Source organism: Acinetobacter sp. GW821-FHT01C12 (genome assembly GCF_059422625.1).
On the sequence record NZ_JBWKXD010000003.1, the window covers coordinates 155,617 to 175,228 of the forward strand.

Genomic DNA, 19,612 nt, shown 5'->3' on the forward strand with positions numbered 1-19,612 from the left:
AATAAAACATGTATCTTCCTACTCATTTTAAACAAGAGAATCTTCCTGAACTTTTCGATTTAATTGAAAAGAATCCATTGGGAAGTTTGATGGTTATCTATGATGGTGAAATTGAAGCGAATCATATTCCTTTTGAATTGGATCGTTCATCTGGCAAGTCTGGATTGTTACGTGGGCATATTGCTAAAGCCAATCCTTTATTGAACGTGTTAGAACAGAGTCAATCGGCCTATGTGATTTTCCATGCTGAACAAAGTTATATTTCACCGAATTGGTATCCAGGAAAATTTGAGCATCATCGGGAAGTACCGACATGGAACTATCGTGTTGTGCATGTGAAGGGAACAATTCGAAAAATAGATGATGAAAAATATTTGCGTGGTATTTTGGCGCGATTGACTCGTCAGCATGAAGCGCCACAGGCGCTACCTTGGAAAATGGGGGATGCACCCAATGATTATATCGAAGCGCAATTAGAAAAAATTGTGGCGATTGAAATTGAAATAGATTCAATTGTAGGAAAATTTAAAGTCAGTCAAAATCGCAGTGCTGTGGATGCCACAAGTGCAGCAAATGCTTTGCAAAACCAATCTCCCGAGATGGCTGAATCGATTCGGAAGTTTTATCCAAAGTAAGATTATCTGATGTAACTTGATTTATATTGCGATCAACTTTTGTAGCTACACGATATAATTGCACCATCATTGATTTTAAGATGCATAGAAAAGCAAACATAGCTGCTTTATGACGTCCAAGAGATATAGATCAGCAGACGTCTTAAAAATAACATCAGTTGCAAATAAAAAACGCCCGAATCATCGGGCGTTTTAATGTTTTATTTCAGTTGATGATGAAATTAAGCCTGATTAGTAAAATAATCTTCGCTGAAATTCATAATAACTTCTGCACCTGCTTTGATTTTAGCAACACGTGCATTTAAATCAGGCAAGAGGCGTTGGATGAAATAATGAGTCAATGCAAGTTTGTCTTGGTAGAATTGACCTTGCTTATTTTTTGCAGCATTGGCAATACGAGCAAACATATAAGAGAAGCTTAATAAGCCAACAACATGCAGATACTCTACTGCCGCAGCATTTGCGAAATCAGCATTTTCTTTTGCACGTTCTAAAATATGCTGCGTAATCATATCGACTTCAGTTGCAATATCTAAAGTCGCATCTTTAATGAAGTTTAAGTCGGTATCTAGACCATTGGCAAAATCACGGATCTCTTCAATATATTCAGCAATGAATTCACCATTACATTTAATTGTTTTACGACCAATTAAATCTTGTGACTGAACGCCGTTGGTGCCTTCATAGATTTGTGCGATACGTAAGTCACGAACACACTGTTCCATACCCCATTCACGAATATAGCCATGTCCACCAAACACCATTTGTGCATCGATTGCAGCATTAAACGCAGTATCTGTTAAATAGGCTTTGGCAATTGGCGTTAATAATGCAACACGATTATTTGCCTTCGCTACAGCTTCAGGATTGGTTGAAAATTTCGTAATGTCGAGTTGTTGACCAACGTAAACAGCAAATGCACGAGAAGCTTCATTGTTGGCACGTGCATTGAGTAACATACGACGTACATCACCATGTACAAGGATGCTGTCCGCAGGTTTGTTTGGAGATTTAACGCCTGTTGCACTACGGCCTTGTACGCGATCAGTCGCATATTGTGCTGCATTTTGGTATGCATATTCAGAAGCGCCTAGGCCTTGAATACCCATAGACAAACGTTCGTAATTCATCATCACGAACATAGCTGCAAGCCCTTCATTTTCTTTACCAACAAGGAAACCTTTGGCTGCATCAAAGTTCATGACACATGTTGCAGACGCTTTGATTCCCATTTTGTGTTCAATTGAACCAGGCCCCGCTGTATTACGTTCGCCTAATGAACCGTCAGCATTGACGAGGAATTTAGGTACGATAAAGAGTGAGATACCACGTGAACCTGCAGGTGCATCAGGTGTTTTTGCTAAAACAAGATGAATGATGTTGTCAGCAAGATCGTGGTCACCACCAGTAATGAAGATTTTAGTACCAGTAATGTTATATGTACCATCTTGGTTAGGTTCAGCTTTAGTTTTGATGATCCCTAAATCTGTACCTGCATGAGGTTCAGTTAAACACATCGTACCAGACCATTCACCTGAATAGATTTTAGGTAAATAGGTTTCTTTCTGTTCTTGAGATGCATAGCTGTTTAACGCCATACCAGCACCAACAGAGAGAAGTGGGTAGAGCATGAATGATGGATTGGTAGCAAATAACATTTCATCTGCAAGTACAGTCAGCATTTTTGGCATTGCCTGACCGCCCCATTCCTCTTCAGCACCTAGGCCAATCCAACCGCCTTCAGCGTATTGTTGGAATGCTTCTTTAAAACCAGCAGGTGTCGTGACTTTGCCATTTTCATAATGAGCGCCTTCTTCATCACCTGTGCGGTTTAAAGGAAGCGTAACATTTTGTGCAAATTTAGCCATTTCTTCTAAAATTGCTTCAGCCGTTGCCGCATCAACATGTGCAAGCTTTTCGTTGGCTTGCCAGAATTGCTCTGCATTGAAAACGTCATTCAGAATGAATTTCATATCTGCAAGTGGCGCATTATAAATTGGCATGTTCGTTCACCTGTTTATTGTTTGAATCTGTAGACTTAGATCAGTTTAACCAACAAGCATGTATGTTGTTAGATGGTCTAAGTAAATAACGCTCTATTTATAAAGAAAAAGGACTGCCAAAGCTATGACCGTCCTTTCTCAATTTCTGCACTCTTGAGTACAGTTTTCTAAATACCTAGCTCGGCATTCTACTTAGAATGCAAAGTCTTCAGCATCTAGTGACATCAATGGATCTAAGCCACCAGCGATCACGTCAACATGTGAACGAACGCGTGGTAAGATTTTCTTGAAGTAGAAACGAGCAGTCTTAATTTTTGCATTATAGAAGCCAGTTTCAGTAGAGCCTTCAGCAAGTTTTTGTTGAGCAACAAGCGCCATGCGAGCCCATAAGAATGCAAGCGTTACATAACCAGAGAAGTATAGGTAGTCAACCGCAGCTGCGCCTACTTCATCTGGATTTTGCATAGCTTTCATACCGATTTGCATGGTTAAATCACCCCACTCTTTGTTAAGAGCAGCAAGTGGTTCAACAAATTCTTTTAGGTCAGCATTGTCTTTGTTTGCTTCTGCAAATTTATGGATGATCTTGGTGAAGTCTTTCAACATCGCACCTTGCGTACCCAATACTTTACGGCCTAACAAATCAAGTGCTTGGATTTCAGTTGTACCTTCGTATAAGCAAGAGATACGTGTATCACGTACAATTTGCTCCATACCGTGTTCAGAAATAAAGCCGTGACCACCAAATACTTGTACACCATGCTTCGCTGATTCAGAACCTGTCTCAGTTAAGAATGCTTTTGCAATCGGTGTTAATAATGACAAGATATTGTCGGCAAATTTACGATCTTCTTCAGTAACACCTTGCTCTACGATATCTGCATATTGAGATAAGAAGTAAACCAATGCACGACCACCTTCAGCAAAGGCTTTTTGTGTCATCAACATGTTACGTACAGCTGGGTGAACAATGATTGGATCAGCTTCTTTCTCTGGTGCTTTAGGACCAGAAAGTGAACGCATTGCCAAACGATCTTTCGCATATGCAAGTGCACCTTGGAAAGAAGATTCAGATGCTGTTAAACCTTGAACAGCAGTACCAATACGTGCAGTGTTCATGAAGGTAAACATTGCATGTAAACCACGGTTTTCAGGCCCAATCAAGAAACCTTTTGCGTTATCAAAATTGATCACACAAGTTGCGTTACCGTGGATACCCATTTTGTGTTCGATTGAACCACAACGAACTGCATTACGGTCTGCAATAGAGCCATCTGCATTTACGTTGAACTTAGGTACGATGAATAACGAGATACCTTTAGTGCCTTTAGGAGCACCTGGTAAACGCGCCAACACGATGTGAACGATGTTCTCCGCCATATCGTGTTCACCAGCAGAGATAAAGATTTTCTCGCCAGAGATTGCATAGCTACCATCTGCTTGTGGTTCAGCTTTAGAACGGATAATCCCTAAGTCAGAACCTGCATGAGATTCTGTTAGGCACATAGTACCAGTCCATTCACCTGAAACAAGTTTAGGTAAATATGTTGCTTTTTGCTCAGCAGAACCATGATGCTCGATTGTACGAACCGCACCATGTGAAAGACCAGGGTACATACCCCACGCCCAGTTTGCTGCACCTACCATTTCAGAAATAGCTGTTGCTAAAGAACCAGGTAAACCTTGACCACCATGTTCTTCTGGAACTGAAAGAGAAGGGAAGCCTAGTTCTACATATTTGTCATAGGCTGCTTTAAAGCCTGTAGGCGTAGTGACTACACCATCATTCCATTTACAGCCTTCACTGTCACCGATTTGGTTAAGTGGAGATAATTCATTTTCACAGAAATCCGCGCCAGCTTCTAAATATTGATCAATCAATTCACGGCTTACGGTTTCTTGGAATGCAGGGAGTTTCGCGTAATGTTCTTCAGCATTTAATAATTCATGCAAAACGAAGTGCATATCACGTAAGGGTGCTTTGTATTGTGGCATATCGGTTTCCTCAATACTGGTTAAACCAGATTTATAATCTTCATAAATACGACGTGTGTCTTCTATGACACATATTTGTTCCGCTACATCGTGCAACATCTTATAGTGACGTACAAGTATTTCATGGTTATTTCTCTGTGACTGTAAAGTCAAAGAAAAAAGGCTTGAAAGCTGTAAGTGCATTGAGTGTAAACACTTTTCATTGAAAAATAAGGATACAAATAGTCAAAATCGTAAAAACTTGTGTCCAATAAAATGCCAGTCAAAATATGATGAAAATGTCATTCATATTTTTAAAATGTAGCGAAAAGATTGAAGTGCAGACTTGATCTTGGATGAGACGTGATTGGATGTGTGGTTAAAACTACAGATATTGAAAATGTTTTTAGTGTTCAAATGCAATATGACTCTAAATGATTTAAACCAATAGACGCACTGCATACTTTTTTAAGGGTGATATTTTTATGGCAATCACTCGCCCCAAAGTCGATCCACAATGTCTTCTACCGAGTATTCAAAATATCGCCCTGTTTGATCTTTATTGCGCTGAAACAATTGATGCTTAAATGCTTTAAAATTGATTTTTAAAAAATTGTAGAAATAGCCCCCAGAGAATATGGTGCGGAGGTAAAAAGCATTGATGAATTCATTTGCATGCTGAGTGTTAAAGTCTGAGCTTTTAATCCGCTGGACGATTTCAGTAAGCTCTTGTTTTGAAATATTGTGGATGATTTTAGGCTCAGGTAGGCAAATATCAAAGCTTAAATTTTCGATGCCTTCGGCTTCCCACCACTCCCAAAGATCGTATTGAGAAATGTCTTTACTGGTAATTTCTGTGAGCTTTTCACTGAGTTTTTGATATTCAAGCGAATCTTCATCACCAAACTCATCGCAATAGTCGGTGTAATTGGCAATCAATTTGAGTACGAGCGGGTAATGTTGTTGTGCTGTTTCAAAATTGGGTTCTATTTCTGTACGAAGTCTATTCATTGCTATGTATTAGAACTCTTGCGAAAATAAGCTTTGGGACGATTTTTAAATGTGGTCAAGCTTTATTAACTATGAAAATTTTACCATTACATAGAAATTAAGTGTGTGAAGATCAAGTTTGCAATGCCACGCTTTACATTTAAAGTTTAAATCGCTTTGCGTAGGCGATGCCTCACTTTTCAGAGATGAAAAGATGACAAAAATCTTCTGTTGGGTGAGGGGCACGTCCTGTACCCCCACCCAACATGGCGACATCCATGTCGCCTCACGATAGAAAGACCATCTATGTTTCATCAATATTTAAAAGTATGCAAGTATTGAATGCTGATTTTTGACTATAGCCAATTTCTAAAAGCTCTATCACAAAAATACCCTGTAAAATACCATTTTGTATGGCTTTAGAGTGTGCTAATAAATTAAGTAATCAGCTATAACGCAAGAAGTCTATTTTACCGTATAAATTAGGGTCAGAAAAAATCATGAGCTTATCAAAGTGACTTTATATTTGAATTTAATCAGTATTTTTCGTGTCCACTCCTTTAGACAATCAACTTTGCTTAAACAAACCAAAGGTGACTTCTATTTAGGAGGGGAATAATGAAAGATAAAAATCACTGAAACTCACCCACTGAGCGCTCTTTTGCCCAGTCGCGTAAGATAAATTTTTGCAATTTACCTGTCGATGTTTTTGGAATCTCACAAATCACCACATTTTTAGGGACTTTAAAGCGTGCCAAATGCTGTTTGCAGAATTCAATCACCTCTTCTGGTGTAATTTCAGCACCGTGTTTAAGTTCAATAAAGGCACAAGGAACTTCTTGCCAACGCGGATCAGGTTGCGCAACCACTGCCGCAGTCATAATTGCGGGGTGAGTATAAAGAACCTCTTCAACTTCTAAAGATGAGATATTTTCACCACCTGAAATAATGATGTCTTTTGAACGGTCCATAATTTTTGCATAACCATCGGGCTGGCAAACCGCTAAATCACCCGTATGAAACCAGCCACCTTTAAAGGCTTCTTCTGTGGCTTTGGTATTTTTTAAATAGCCTTTCATAACAATGTTGCCACGGAACATAATTTCTCCCATTGTCTTACCGTCATTAGGCACAGGTTGCATCGTTTCAGCATCTAACACACGCATACCATCTTGTAATGGATACGGTACACCTTGGCGCGAATGTAATTGTGCTTGCTCTTGAATGGATAGGTCACTCCAACCTGCTTGAGATGCACATAATGCAGAAGGGCCATAAGTTTCAGTGAGACCATAGACATGATTGACTTGAATACCGATATGATGCATTCCTTCAATAATTGCCGCAGGCGGTGCAGCACCAGCCACCATTACTTCTACATGATGTTCAAATTTAATTTGTTGTTCTTTCGGGGTGTTGATCAACATCGATAAGACAATCGGTGCACCACAGAAATAGTCAACTTTGTATTGATCAATAAGTTGATAAACCAACTCAGGATCAATTTTACGTAAGCAGATATTGGTACCGCCATTGGCTGCAACAGTCCAAGCAAAACACCAGCCATTGCAATGGAATAGTGGAAGTGTCCATAAATATTTACAACGTGGCGTCATACCACAGGCGATGATATTACTGGCCGCATTGATATAAGCACCACGATGGTGATAAACCACACCTTTCGGATTGCCTGTAGTGCCAGAGGTATAATTTAGACTAATCGCATCCCATTCATCCTGAGGTAAATGCCACTCAAAATCTACATCGCCGCCTTTTAGCCATTCCTCATATTCAATTTGACCAATACGTGCAGTAGCATCATTGTTTTCGTATTCCTCATCTGCAACATCAATGATATAGATCTGTTGAGCAATAAGCGCTACCGCTTCTTTAGCCAAAGCCGCAAACTCAGGGTCAACCAAAAGAACTTTGGTTTCAGCATGCTCTAACATAAACGCAATGGTTTTGGCATCTAAACGAGTATTCAGGGTATTTAAAACAGCACCAGCCATAGGGACTGCAAAATGCGCTTCGACCATCGCAGGGATATTGGGTAAAAGAACTGAAACAGTATCGTTTTTTTGAATCCCAAGATTTTGTAATTGATGGGCAAATTGACGACAACGTGTATAGGTGTCACGCCAGGAGATATGACGAGCACCATGTACAATCGCATCTTGATTTGGATAAATGTAGGCTGCACGCTCTAGGTAACGTAAAGGTGATAATGCTACAAAGTTTGCAGGGGTTCGTGGTAATTGATCATAGGCACTGACCATGTTTAGCTCCATCTATATTTGTTCTAATTTCCGTGTTTAAAAGATATGCATAAGCCTGTCAGAATTCATTTAGGCTTTAGTCGAGTACTCCAGCTAAATATGCATCGTTAGACATCTTTACCCTTATTTAAATATTTTTTGGAATATTTAATTTATTGAATTAAATTAATATTTTGGAAGATTGATGTAATGTTAATCCTGATTTTATGCAGAATCTTATTTAAAATCCCGTTATTCAAATATGAATAACTGAACTCAGCAGTTTCGCTTTTTTGTATTCCGTTGGCGAAGATCCAGTCCATTTTTTAAACGCACGACGAAATTCCCTTAACTCACTAAAACCAAGGTTGAAACTGATTTCACTCATCGATTGATTTTCTTCAATCCATTGTTTGGCTTTTTTTTCTAATACCTGTTGCTTTAATAACTGAAAATTTAGCCCCTCATTGAGTAGTAAACGCCGTAAATGGCGTTCGCTAAAATGAAAATATTGTGCTGCTTGTTGCATATCAAAGCGTTCAGGTAGATGGCTTTCAATCAAATGTGCTAATACCTTTGCCAAACTGTGTTGATTCATTTGATCAAATTGTTTTAAAGCTTGATCACAAATCAGAATTGCACTTTGATAATTGACAGGGCTATAGTTTTTAAGACTTCTCGACAAGAGTGTTTTGTTAAATCGGATGATATTTTTAGCCGTTTTAAAATAAATTGGGCAATTAAAAATTCTTTGATAATCATTGATGTATGTCGAATGATCATAGCTCAGTTCCAGACTCACCAACTCATAGCTCTCGTCAAGCATCATATTGACACAGGTAATGATACTGGCAAAAACTTCATCACAGAAAAATGCTTTTAGCTCACCACAGTTACTTCGCTCAGAAAGTTCAATTTCACAATAATCATCAACAAGATTGACGGTTAAATCTAAGACACTGCCTGAAATGGGATGATAGTGCAGTGCGGTCTCCAATGCTTCAGCTACTGTTTTACAAGCTTGCATGGCAAAGCCCAAAATACCAATTGAAATCTGACCTTCACTACTGCCCAGCAATAAGCCTAAATTTTGTTGCTGGATATCTTTAACTGCGAGATGAATAACCTCACAGAGTTCTGAAAAGCCAACAAAACCATGCCCTTGGCGAATTTGTTCCAAGTCTAAATTCTGTGCTGTGAACCAATTGTCATATTGCCAGTGATGTTGTTCTGCATAATGAATCAAACTCGTCAGTATCATTGGTGGAATATAAAATTGAGAATTGGCAATTTCCTTTTGCTGCAAGCTCATAAAGTCCGCTTCGCCCCCCATATTATTGTTGCTTTTACCCTAGTTGGTATCGCATATTTTTGATTAAGATTCAATCTGCTTCTCGTGTTCGCTGATATAAAAAAGATAAAGGATGACCGCATATGTTTATGGTGGGTTGGGATAAACAAGAAATAAACATTCAGCCGCAAGGTTATGCCATGTTTGGTTATGGTATGTGGTCGCATCGTGCTTATCAAAAACGCACAGCATTGTTTGCTCGTACATTCACTATCCGTCGTTTGGCTTTAGAACAGCCCATTATTTTTTGTTGTCTGGATTTTGGTTGTATTACTTATGCGATCCGCAGTGGTGTTGTTGAACGCTTAAAGCAACAACTAGCTGAGCAATTTAATGAACAGCATTTGGTCTTGATGGCAACTCATACTCATTCTGGCCCTGGCGGTTGTGCTTATGAAGTTTTATACAATATGCCGACCCCAGGTTTTGTTCCAGAGCATGTTGAAGCTGTGGTAAATGCGGTCATGCTCAGTATTTCCAATGCCTTAGACACTGAAAAAGAAACAGAACTTCGTTATCAAAGTTGCCAATTTCCTGATGATATTCCAGTAGCATGGAATCGATCATTGCAGGCATATAATCGTAACCCCGATGTGATTCAAAGAACTGAAGCAGAAACCCATCTCGCCTTAAACCGTGAAATGCAATTAATCGGTTTTTATCGTGATGATCAATTATGTTCATTTATTTCATTATTTGGAGTGCATGCAACCTGTTTGAGTAGTCAACTCAAAGCCCATGATGGCGACAATAAAGGCTATGCTGCTGCGTTAAGTGAACATTATCTATTCACACAAGGTATTCCAAACCCTGTTGCAATTTTTGCACAAGCAACAGCAGGCGATGTATCGCCACATTTTCATGGCCCCAAACAAGATGTGATTCGCAATAAAATTAAGGGCGAAAAAGAATATCAATATGCTGAACAAAATGGGCGTTATCAAAGTGAAATTGCGATTAAAGCACTGACTACACCGCTTGAAAAAAACACCAACAATGCGATGGAAGCATGTTTACTCCAAGGTAGTATCGATGCTGTTTTATCTTATGTAGATCTGAGTCAAGTCGATGTGCCGAGTGAATTTAGCCAGGGGATACAAGGCGCTAAAACCAGTGCAGCTTGCCATGGCGTCGGCTTCTTCGGGGGAACGCCTATAGATGGTAAGGGGACACCTACAGCGATTCTTAAAGTGATGTCTTTACTTGCTAAGCGAGTACGTAAGCAACGTTTAGCAAACTCGAATTCTCTGCAGTACAGCAAATATAAAGCACTCTATGACTCACAATTCCCGAAAGAGATTGTTTTAGAAAGTCTGGATAATCAGTTGCTGGGTAAAGGTTTAGATTTTTCACCAAGCATTTTTGATCCTTTAATTGCAGAAATGAATCGCCAAGTTAAAGCAGGTGCCATTCAAGACAGCCCACTGGTTCCAAGTGTTATTCCGCTACAGATTATCCAAATTGGTCAATTGGCTTTGATTTGTTGCCCCGGAGAAATTACCACAACAGCAGGGCAACGTGTAATTCAGACTATAGCAAAACAGTTCTCAAAGCATCATGGTATCTCAAAGGTTGGCTTGGTGTCTTATTGCAATGATTATATGGGCTATATCACCACCAATGAAGAATATCAGCAACAAGCTTATGAGGGTGCACATACCTTATACGGTCAATGGACACATGCGGCAATTCAGTACAAATTTCAGCAATTGGCAACGCAGTTGAGTCTAGATAAATCTCACAGAGCATATGACCAAATCACACGCCCCGCAGCGATTCCACCACACGAAATAGAAAAAAGAACAAATCACGGCAATTTAAAAACTGCTGTACGCTAAAGGATGAGCATTATGAATCAATTGATTAATCAAGCACCGAACAAGCACAAATTAAATCAGCAAAAATGGAACAATTGGTCGGGCTATCAACAGTCTCACCCTGAGCAGATTTTAAAGCCTGACAGTCTTGATGAGTTAAAACACATTGTCCAAACCCAAGCAAAGATTCGAGTGGTGGGAGCAGGGCATTCATTTACACCTTTGGTGAGTACCGATGCAACATTGCTGTCTTTGGATGGTCTTTCTGGTGTGGATCAAGTCAATACTGAATTTGCCCAAGCCAGTATTTGGGCAGGAACACGATTATTTAATTTAGGGCAATATTTAGAACCGATGCAGCAATCTTTAATGCAACAGGGTGATATTGACCAGCAAAGTTTAGCTGGTGCTGTCTCAACAGGAACACATGGTACAGGTGTAGGCCTACATTGTATTTCAGGTTATGTACAAGCATTTGAATTACTCACAGCATCAGGAGAAATTCTTCATTGTAATCGCCATGAAAATCCAGATATTTTTGCAGCAGGGCGAGTGTCTTTAGGAAGCTTAGGGATTTTGACTAAAATCACCATGCAGAATAAACCACGCTATAAGCTCAAAGAGCAGGTTAGACTGTGTGCGGTCAAAGACTTTTTTCAAAATATTGACCAATGGAAAGCACAACATCGGCATATCGAGTGTTTTGCATTTTCTCATGCAGATAAATTGATTTTAAAAACTTTAGATATTACTGAAGATGAGGTTCAACCGCGCACTGAATCATGGCCATCTGAAGATACGTTATTAACCCTATGTTGCGAATTAACCAAATCTTTTCCGGCATTGAACCCAAAACTACAAAAGCTCTTAGGCGTTTTTATTAAGCCAAGCACATTTGTTGATTGGTCAGGCAAGATTTTCCCGACACCGCGTGAAACGAAATTTAATGAAATGGAATATCAGGTTCCAGTTGAATTGGGTGTGGAATGTTTGCAAGCTGTTCTAGCAGCGCTAAAAAATTCAAAAGCACAAACCTTTTTCCCTGTGGAGTTTCGATTTGTCAAAGGTGATGATATTTGGTTGAGTCCGTTTTATCAGCGGGACTCTATTTCCATCTCAGTACATCAATATTATAAGCAAGCGCCTAGGCAATTATTTGATGAAGTTGAGTCGATTTTGCAACATTATCAGGGGCGACCACATTGGGGGAAAATGCATAGTATGACAGCAACACAACTTAAAACCTTATACCCTAAGTGGGATGCATTTATGCAGTTGCGAGAACGACTTGATCCAAGTAGAAAGTTTTTAAATCCTTATTTAGAAAAGCTATTCTTATCTGAATAATGGATAAAATTAAGTGAATGGGTAAAACTAAAATAGACCATAAAGGTAGACTATGAACAACTTTTTTGAGCAATTAAATCGTGATTTAAAACAGTCAAATGGTGCATTACCTCGGTTAATTGTTGATGATCAGGCGCTTGAACAAAATCTACAATACATTGCCAAAAAGCTTCAATACGGAAGCCATTTGCAACCACGTATCGTGGTAAAGTCTTTGGCATGCTTAGCATTATTAAAAACCATTAGTCTAAAGCTTTCGACTCAACGGTTTATGGTGTTTCATATGCCACAGCTTTTACCAATCCTTGAGAACTTTTCGGATGTAGATGTGTTGTTTGGGAAACCGATGCCTGTAAGCACTGTTCAGCATTTTTATGCGATGAATCAAAATTGCAGACAAGCCGATATACAATGGTTAATTGATTCCAAAGCACGTTTATTACAGTATCTTGAGGTTGCAAAACAGTTTAGCTTAACGCTTAAAATCAATATTGAAATTGATGTGGGTTTGCATCGCGGTGGTGTTCGTTCCGATTTTGCACTCATCGAAATATTAAGATTGATTGAACAAAATCCTGAGCATTTAGTACTTGCTGGCTTGATGGGCTATGATGCCCATGTGACGAAGCTACCTTCAGTGATTAAAAAGATTGATGTCGCGTATCGAGAGTCACAAGACATTTATCAAAATTATAAAAATATTATTCAACAGCAATTTCCGCATTTATGGCGAGCTGATCTTTGTTTTAATGGTGGTGGTAGTCCTACATTTTATCTCCATGTGGAGCAAAGTGTGTGCAATGATCTTTCTTTTGGCTCTATGTTACTTAAACCAAGCGACTTTGACAGCGATGGTTTAAGTGTTTTACAAGCTGCATTATGGATTTCAACCCCTGTTTTAAAAGTACTGCCATTTACCCAGTTACCTGGATTAGAAGTTTTAGATAAATTACCACATAGCTCTAAAGCCTTATTTGTTTATGGTGGATATTGGATGGCGCATTATGTTTATCCGCGAGGGATTCATCCGCATGCACTTTATGGGCGGAGTACCAATCAGGAAATGGTTAATGTGCCTAAAAATACTGAAATAGCTGTTGATGATTTTGTATTTTTAAGACCCACACAAAGCGAAGCGATTATTCCTCAATTTCATAAATTATATTGTTATAAAAATCGAGATTTTGAAGCGTGGGAAACCTTTAGAGAGTAATGTGCCAAAAAGAGGAAGTTGGTGGATAATCAAAAGTACAATTTAAATCAGAATAAAGAATAATTTTAAGACAAAGGTTTATAAATATGCTGTAAAGGTGTAAAATTCGACACACTTTTATTTTGTTCCACCGATTTTATCTTGAGGATCTTCCTCGATCATAATCTCGCGGTGACATGCTCCATTGTACGGGGCATCACTCCTTAAGGATTTTTAAATATGCCTATTATCACATTGCCAAATGGCGATCAAAAAAGTTTTGATCAAGCTGTTTCCGTTATGGAAGTTGCTCAAAGTATTGGACCTGGACTGGCTAAAAATACAGTTGCTGGGAAAGTAAATGGTCGCTTAGTCGATGCAAGTGATTTAATTACCGAAGACTCAACCTTACAAATCATCACTCCAAAAGATCAAGACGGTGTAGAAATTATTCGTCACTCTTGTGCACACTTGGTGGGTCATGCGGTAAAACAACTCTTCCCTGAAGCAAAAATGGTGATTGGTCCGGTCATTGAAGAAGGTTTCTACTATGACATCTGGATGCCTCGTCCATTTACTTTAGATGATATGGCTGCAATCGAAGCGCGCATGAAAAAGCTCATCGATCAAGATTATGACGTCATTAAAAAAATGACACCTCGTGATGATGTGATTGCAGAGTTCACTGCACGTGGTGAAGATTATAAGTTACGTTTGATTGCCGACATGCCTGAAGAAACTCAAATGGGCTTGTACTATCATCAAGATTATTTAGATATGTGCCGTGGTCCACACGTACCGAATACTAAATTTTTAAAGTCATTCAAATTGACTAAAATCTCTGGCGCTTACTGGCGTGGTGATGCTAAGAATGAACAATTACAGCGTATTTATGGTACTGCTTGGGCAGACAAAAAAGAATTAGCAGCATATATCAAGCGTATTGAAGAAGCTGAAAAGCGTGACCATCGTAAAATTGGTAAAGCTTTAGATTTGTTCCATATGCAAGAAGAAGCACCAGGTATGGTGTTTTGGCATGCCAATGGTTGGACGATCTACCAAGTGCTTGAACAATACATGCGTAAAGTTCAACAGGACAACGGCTACCAAGAGATTAAAACACCACAAATTGTAGACTTCACTTTGTGGGAAAAATCGGGTCATGCTGCCAACTATGCAGAAAATATGTTTACGACACATTCAGAAAGTCGTAACTATGCGGTAAAACCAATGAACTGCCCATGTCACGTTCAAGTGTTTAACCAAGGTTTAAAATCTTACCGTGATCTTCCAATTCGTTTGGCAGAGTTTGGTTCATGCCATCGTAATGAGCCATCAGGTTCGTTACACGGGATTATGCGTGTACGTGGCTTTACTCAAGATGATGCACATATTTTCTGTACAACTGAACAAATTGGTAAAGAAGTTGCAGACTTTATTAAACTGACTTTAGATGTTTATAAAGATTTTGGTTTTGAAGAAGTTCAAATGAAATTGTCTACACGTCCTGAAAAACGTGTGGGTGCTGATGAACTTTGGGATGTTGCAGAAAAATCTTTAGCAGATGCTTTAGATGCTGCAAATCTTAAATGGGAAGAACAACCTGGAGAAGGTGCTTTCTACGGTCCGAAGATTGAATTTTCATTAAAAGACTGTTTAGGACGTATCTGGCAGTGCGGTACAATTCAGTGTGATTTTAACTTACCGTTACGTTTAGACGCTTCATATGTAACAGAAGATAACGATCGTGACCATCCTGTGATGTTACATCGTGCAATTCTTGGCAGTTTTGAACGTTTTATTGGTATACTAATTGAACACTACGCAGGCTTTATGCCACCATGGTTGGCTCCAATCCAAACATGTGTCATGAATATTACGGATTCTCAAGCGGAAGCTTGTGAGCAAGTCGTCGCAAAACTCAAAGAAAATGGAATTCGAGCAATTTCAGACTTGAGAAATGAGAAAATCGGCTTTAAGATTCGTGAGCGTACACTAGAGCGTATTCCATACCTATTGGTACTTGGAGATCGAGAAGTAGAGGAAGGGACTGTGAATGTTCGTACTCGCTCTGGAAAAAATTTAGGTACTATGTCAATAGACGCATTTATTGACCTAGTGAAAGCAGCCGTAGCCGAACGCGGCCGGTATATTGTGGAGTAAGAAAGATTAAACAGCCTGACCGTAACCAACAACAAGGTGCTAAAAGTAATCGTCCTGCATTAAATGATGAGATCAAAGCGAAAGATGTGCGTCTCGTTGCTGCAGATGGAGAGCAAAAAGGCATCGTTTCACTTGCTGAAGCTTTGCGTGCTGCTGAAGAAGTTGATCTTGATCTTGTTGAGATCGTGGCGAATGCAGAGCCACCTGTTTGTAAAATCATGGATTTCAACAAACATTTATTTGACTTGAAGCAAAAGCAAAAAGATGCGAAAAAGAAACAGCATCAAGTTCAAGTGAAAGAAATTAAGTTGCGCCCTGGTACAGACGTTGGTGATTACAATGTTAAGTTGCGTGCTATTCTGAAGTTTCTTGAAGAAGGCAACAAAGTCAAAATTACTCTACGTTTCCGTGGTCGTGAAATGGCTCACCAACAGTTGGGTCTTGCACAATTGCAAAAAATTGAAGCAGACGTAGCAGAGTTTGGTATTGTTGAACAAGCACCAAAAATGGAAGGCCGTCAAATGGGTATGTTACTTGGACCTAAAAAGAAAAAGTAATTATTCATCTGTTAAAAAAGCACTGCATTAAGCAGTGCTTTTTTACGTTAAAATGTAGGTGAATTAATCTGAATCGAGCGGAGTTGATATGTCATCTACTCAAAATCCAAATGCGCTATCGAGTATTAACCAAAAAATTATTCAAGCAGGTGAGGTCTTGCCTGTGGTTAAATTAAAGGATGGTAGTGCTGTACAAACGGGCACAGTGGCAACCATGTTGCATAATATCAATCTGTATAACTCAGGTTTAAGAGGCGAGATTGAACAAGAACTGATCCTCGCGATCCCCACCTTAGTGAAAGTTGGTTTATTTGATTTATTTAATCCAGATGAGTGGATATTGGGAAACAATGCAGGTCGTAAATTTGTGGGTGAGAAGGCCAAAGCATATATAGATGCAATTGCTGAAGTAGATATTTGAAATCAATATCATAATATGAGAACGTACTGTGTTTAATAAAATGCAATAACATAATTTTAGAATAGATTATTAGAATAATCTCTTTTTATAGCATACTGAATCAAGCCAATTCATGTTATAAAAGTAAACGATTAACGCAATAAAATTCAGAAAATACGTGAAAACGAAGAAGGATGAAATATGATTGATCTCTATTATTGGGGTACTCCCAATGGTCATAAAATTACCATTGCACTTGAAGAAATGGGTTTGGATTATCAGATTTTTCCCATCAACATCTTAGAGAATGACCAGTTCCAGCCTGATTTTCTTCGTATCTCACCCAACAACAAAATCCCCGCGATTGTCGATCAAAATGGTCCAAATGGTGAGCCGATTTCAGTGTTTGAATCAGGTGCAATCTTGCAATATCTTGGCCGTAAAACAGGACTGTATTATCCAAGCGATGAGCAAGATCGTGTTGAAGTTGAACAGTGGTTAATGTGGCAAATGGGCGGGTTAGGACCGATGTTAGGGCAAAACCATCATTTTGGTAAATTTGCTAAAGAAAAAATTCCTTATGCAATTGATCGTTATGTTACTGAAACTCAACGTTTGTATGGTGTTTTGAATAAGCAGCTCATTGGACAAAAATATGTGGCTGGTGAATATTCGATTGCAGATATGGCCATTTTACCGTGGGTATTACGCTATGAGTGGCAGCAAATAGCGCTAGATGATTATCCTTATGTTAAAGAATATATTGAGCGTTTAACTGCGCGCCCAGCGATACAAAGAGCGCTATCAATCAAAGTGTAAAATGTATTTTATGTTAAGATGAGAAACCACGTGACGTGGTTTTTTATTTTTTAAATAATCGATTTTTGGATGGTTGGCGGGCTTTAGTCATGAAAGATTTCTTTTTGAACTTTACGAAAATATTAGAAACAAATCCAAAAATCTACTGGAGTATTATTGTCGGTATTGCCGGTTGTTTAATGCTCTATATTGCGGAAATTGTGCATATCCAAAATATTTTAGAGCAATTAAATGGTCAAGCGTCAGCCCTGATTAGAAGCGTGATCGACCCGATTGCGCAACGCTATCAATGGTCTCGGATTATCTTTATGTTATTGGCGATCATTTGGGCGCATTTTCAGTATCGTAAAACCAAAAAAATGCTAAATTTAGGATAATTGAACTGTAAGTAGTGCATTCAACAGGGGAGAGTATGAAGCAAAACTTTGTTTGGCATTTCCTTATCTCTTTTGGTGTGATGCTGATCACAGCAATGCTTTGTAGTATCTTGCAGTATCACTCTGCATATGATTATTTCTGGTTTATTATTTTTAGCATCGTGAGTGTTTCAGGCTTGGTTTTTGCTATGGTCTTTGGTATTTTTCAAAGTAAATTACAGCAAAGTCTTTTGAATACCACTATCTTACTCGTTTTGCTTTCGCTTTATTTTATTGTTTTATTCTACGGCTTTATTCATATCAAAATCGATTGGCAAGCGATTTCAGAGGGTAAAGCTCAACTCACATTGTTGCAGAAATTTTTTAAATCAGATCTTTCATTTTGGTTGGCTTTTTTTGCTCCATTTATACTGTCATTCTTGACTTATACCTTAAAACCTAAACCCAATATTAGCTAATTTTATGGCTTATTTTCTATTATTTCTCTCTGCATTTGGCGCTGCTACTTTACTCCCGTTGCAGTCTGAAGCAGTATTGGTTGGGCTACTGGTACAAACACAATATTCTGCGTATTTACTGCTTGCTGTTGCAACGATTGGCAATGTTTTAGGTTCATGCGTGAATTGGTATTTGGGACTCAAAATCGAGCAGTTTAAAGATAAGAAATGGTTTCCCGTTTCTGAAAAAAATATGCTTAAAGCGGAAGAAATATATCAAAAGTATGGCTTTTGGTCTTTGTTATTAAGCTGGACTCCAATTATTGGAGATCCAATCACACTTATTGCAGGGCTAATGAAAGAGAACTTTTGGCGTTTTCTTTTGATCGTGACCATTGCAAAAGGTGGTCGCTATGTTTTTATTTATTTGGTGTATATCGGATTATTTTAATAAAAAGGTTAAAAACACAAACTATCTTTAACCTTGAAAGACGCATCTTGATGAATTTATTTACATTCATTGATTTTAAATTGAATCGCATCATTGAAGCTGGATTGTTTATAGATCCATAAAGTACGATAAGAACGTTTTACATTGATTGATGCATGCTCAACGGCTGCAAGTACTTGTTGATCAAGTGCATTAATACCAGAACGTTGAGTTAGCTTAACTTGGGTAATTTCGCCTTGCTTATTGGCTTTAAATTTAAACTTTACTGTGCGATCTTTATTTTTTAATAGTGATTGATCCAGTGCAAGTTGTGGTTGTTTTAAATAAACAAAGGCAACCGACTTATCGAGTTGTTGTTTGTTCCAATTTTTTGAATTAAAGCTATATGTACATTGCTTAGCGCGCTGAACATGATCCGTTGCATTCTCTAGTGTTAAGGTAAATGTTTGATAACCGACTAAAGCAATGGCTTTTCCATTTTTGGAATAGGGTTTTACTTTTGCATTTTCCACAGCATCTACAAGTTTCTGATCCAATGCACGGATGCCTGTACTCTCTTGGATATCGGCATCTGTGACTTCACCAGCATTATTGGCTTTTACGCGAATGATCGCTGAACGATCTTGATCTTTTAATTCAGCGATTTGATAGTGAATTTGAGGAAATTTGACCCATTGTATACGTGTAGTCAAATGCTGAGGATCATTTTGTTCAGATTGCTCCCCTTTGACTTTTATTGTAGGAAGTTTATCCGCACTATAGCTATAGGTTGAAAGGCACAATAAACAAGTGGTAAAAAGAGCTTTATTCATAGGTTTGGCAATCCATGCAGTTTAATACG

At 38.6% G+C, this 19,612-nt stretch carries 17 protein-coding genes; 11 read left to right on the forward strand and 6 right to left on the reverse strand.

Translation table 11 applies throughout. The features are described from left to right. Positions 1-8 precede the first annotated feature (8 nt). Complete coding sequence (locus AC07WY_RS09985; RefSeq protein ID WP_494736302.1) at positions 9-635, forward strand: FMN-binding negative transcriptional regulator; 627 nt, start codon at positions 9-11, stop codon at positions 633-635. A 221-nt stretch (positions 636-856) separates the two neighbouring features. On the opposite strand, the gene AC07WY_RS09990 is transcribed toward AC07WY_RS09985, so the two are convergent. The 5 genes from AC07WY_RS09990 to AC07WY_RS10010 form a co-directional block, all read right to left on the reverse strand. Continuing rightward, the gene (locus AC07WY_RS09990; RefSeq protein ID WP_494736303.1) at positions 857-2,638 is read right to left on the reverse strand and encodes an acyl-CoA dehydrogenase C-terminal domain-containing protein; all 1,782 of its coding nucleotides are present in this window, start codon (positions 2,636-2,638) and stop codon (positions 857-859) included. Between the two features lie 192 nt (positions 2,639-2,830). Further along, positions 2,831-4,633: an acyl-CoA dehydrogenase C-terminal domain-containing protein gene (locus AC07WY_RS09995; RefSeq protein ID WP_034610112.1), complete on the reverse strand. Its 1,803-nt coding sequence runs from the start codon at positions 4,631-4,633 to the stop codon at positions 2,831-2,833. Positions 4,634-5,104: 471 nt separating this feature from the next. Next, complete coding sequence (locus AC07WY_RS10000) at positions 5,105-5,623, reverse strand: hypothetical protein (protein WP_494736304.1); 519 nt, start codon at positions 5,621-5,623, stop codon at positions 5,105-5,107. Between the two features lie 611 nt (positions 5,624-6,234). Then, complete coding sequence (locus AC07WY_RS10005) at positions 6,235-7,881, reverse strand: acyl-CoA synthetase (protein WP_494736305.1); 1,647 nt, start codon at positions 7,879-7,881, stop codon at positions 6,235-6,237. A gap of 235 nt (positions 7,882-8,116) precedes the next feature. Next, positions 8,117-9,172, reverse strand: a complete 1,056-nt coding sequence (locus AC07WY_RS10010; RefSeq protein WP_419335030.1) for an AraC family transcriptional regulator — start codon at positions 9,170-9,172, stop codon at positions 8,117-8,119. A 122-nt stretch (positions 9,173-9,294) separates the two neighbouring features. Here AC07WY_RS10010 and AC07WY_RS10015 point away from each other — a divergent pair, with 122 nt between their 5' ends. The 10 genes from AC07WY_RS10015 (at position 9,295) to AC07WY_RS10060 (ending at position 18,771) form a co-directional block, all read left to right on the forward strand. Continuing rightward, on the forward strand, positions 9,295-11,049 hold the full coding sequence (locus tag AC07WY_RS10015) for a neutral/alkaline non-lysosomal ceramidase N-terminal domain-containing protein (RefSeq protein WP_419335028.1): 1,755 nt from the start codon (positions 9,295-9,297) through the stop codon (positions 11,047-11,049). 12 nt (positions 11,050-11,061) lie between these two features. After that, on the forward strand, positions 11,062-12,375 hold the full coding sequence (locus AC07WY_RS10020; protein ID WP_494736306.1) for a D-arabinono-1,4-lactone oxidase: 1,314 nt from the start codon (positions 11,062-11,064) through the stop codon (positions 12,373-12,375). Positions 12,376-12,427: 52 nt separating this feature from the next. Then, positions 12,428-13,588, forward strand: a complete 1,161-nt coding sequence (locus AC07WY_RS10025) for an alanine racemase (RefSeq protein WP_494736307.1) — start codon at positions 12,428-12,430, stop codon at positions 13,586-13,588. Between the two features lie 219 nt (positions 13,589-13,807). Continuing rightward, entirely contained in the window at positions 13,808-15,730 is a 1,923-nt protein-coding gene (gene thrS / locus AC07WY_RS10030) for a threonine--tRNA ligase (protein WP_004723075.1), read from the forward strand. 5 nt (positions 15,731-15,735) lie between these two features. Next, complete coding sequence (gene infC / locus AC07WY_RS10035) at positions 15,736-16,287, forward strand: translation initiation factor IF-3 (RefSeq protein WP_081401514.1); 552 nt, start codon at positions 15,736-15,738, stop codon at positions 16,285-16,287. A gap of 88 nt (positions 16,288-16,375) precedes the next feature. Then, entirely contained in the window at positions 16,376-16,708 is a 333-nt protein-coding gene (locus AC07WY_RS10040) for a DUF7709 family protein (RefSeq protein ID WP_494736308.1), read from the forward strand. Positions 16,709-16,888: 180 nt separating this feature from the next. Then, entirely contained in the window at positions 16,889-17,506 is a 618-nt protein-coding gene (locus tag AC07WY_RS10045) for a glutathione S-transferase N-terminal domain-containing protein (RefSeq protein WP_262085098.1), read from the forward strand. Positions 17,507-17,595: 89 nt separating this feature from the next. Further along, complete coding sequence (locus AC07WY_RS10050; protein WP_004723070.1) at positions 17,596-17,883, forward strand: hypothetical protein; 288 nt, start codon at positions 17,596-17,598, stop codon at positions 17,881-17,883. 35 nt (positions 17,884-17,918) lie between these two features. Then, a complete protein-coding gene (locus AC07WY_RS10055; protein ID WP_419335022.1) occupies positions 17,919-18,341 on the forward strand; it encodes a hypothetical protein in 423 nt (140 codons plus the stop codon). A 4-nt stretch (positions 18,342-18,345) separates the two neighbouring features. Beyond that, positions 18,346-18,771 (forward strand): YqaA family protein, encoded by a 426-nt coding sequence (locus tag AC07WY_RS10060; RefSeq protein WP_262085100.1) that lies wholly within the window; start codon positions 18,346-18,348, stop codon positions 18,769-18,771. Positions 18,772-18,827: 56 nt separating this feature from the next. Here the strand turns inward: AC07WY_RS10060 and AC07WY_RS10065 are convergent, their stop codons facing one another. Further along, complete coding sequence (locus AC07WY_RS10065) at positions 18,828-19,583, reverse strand: TonB family protein (protein WP_262085101.1); 756 nt, start codon at positions 19,581-19,583, stop codon at positions 18,828-18,830. Positions 19,584-19,612: the final 29 nt, after the last annotated feature.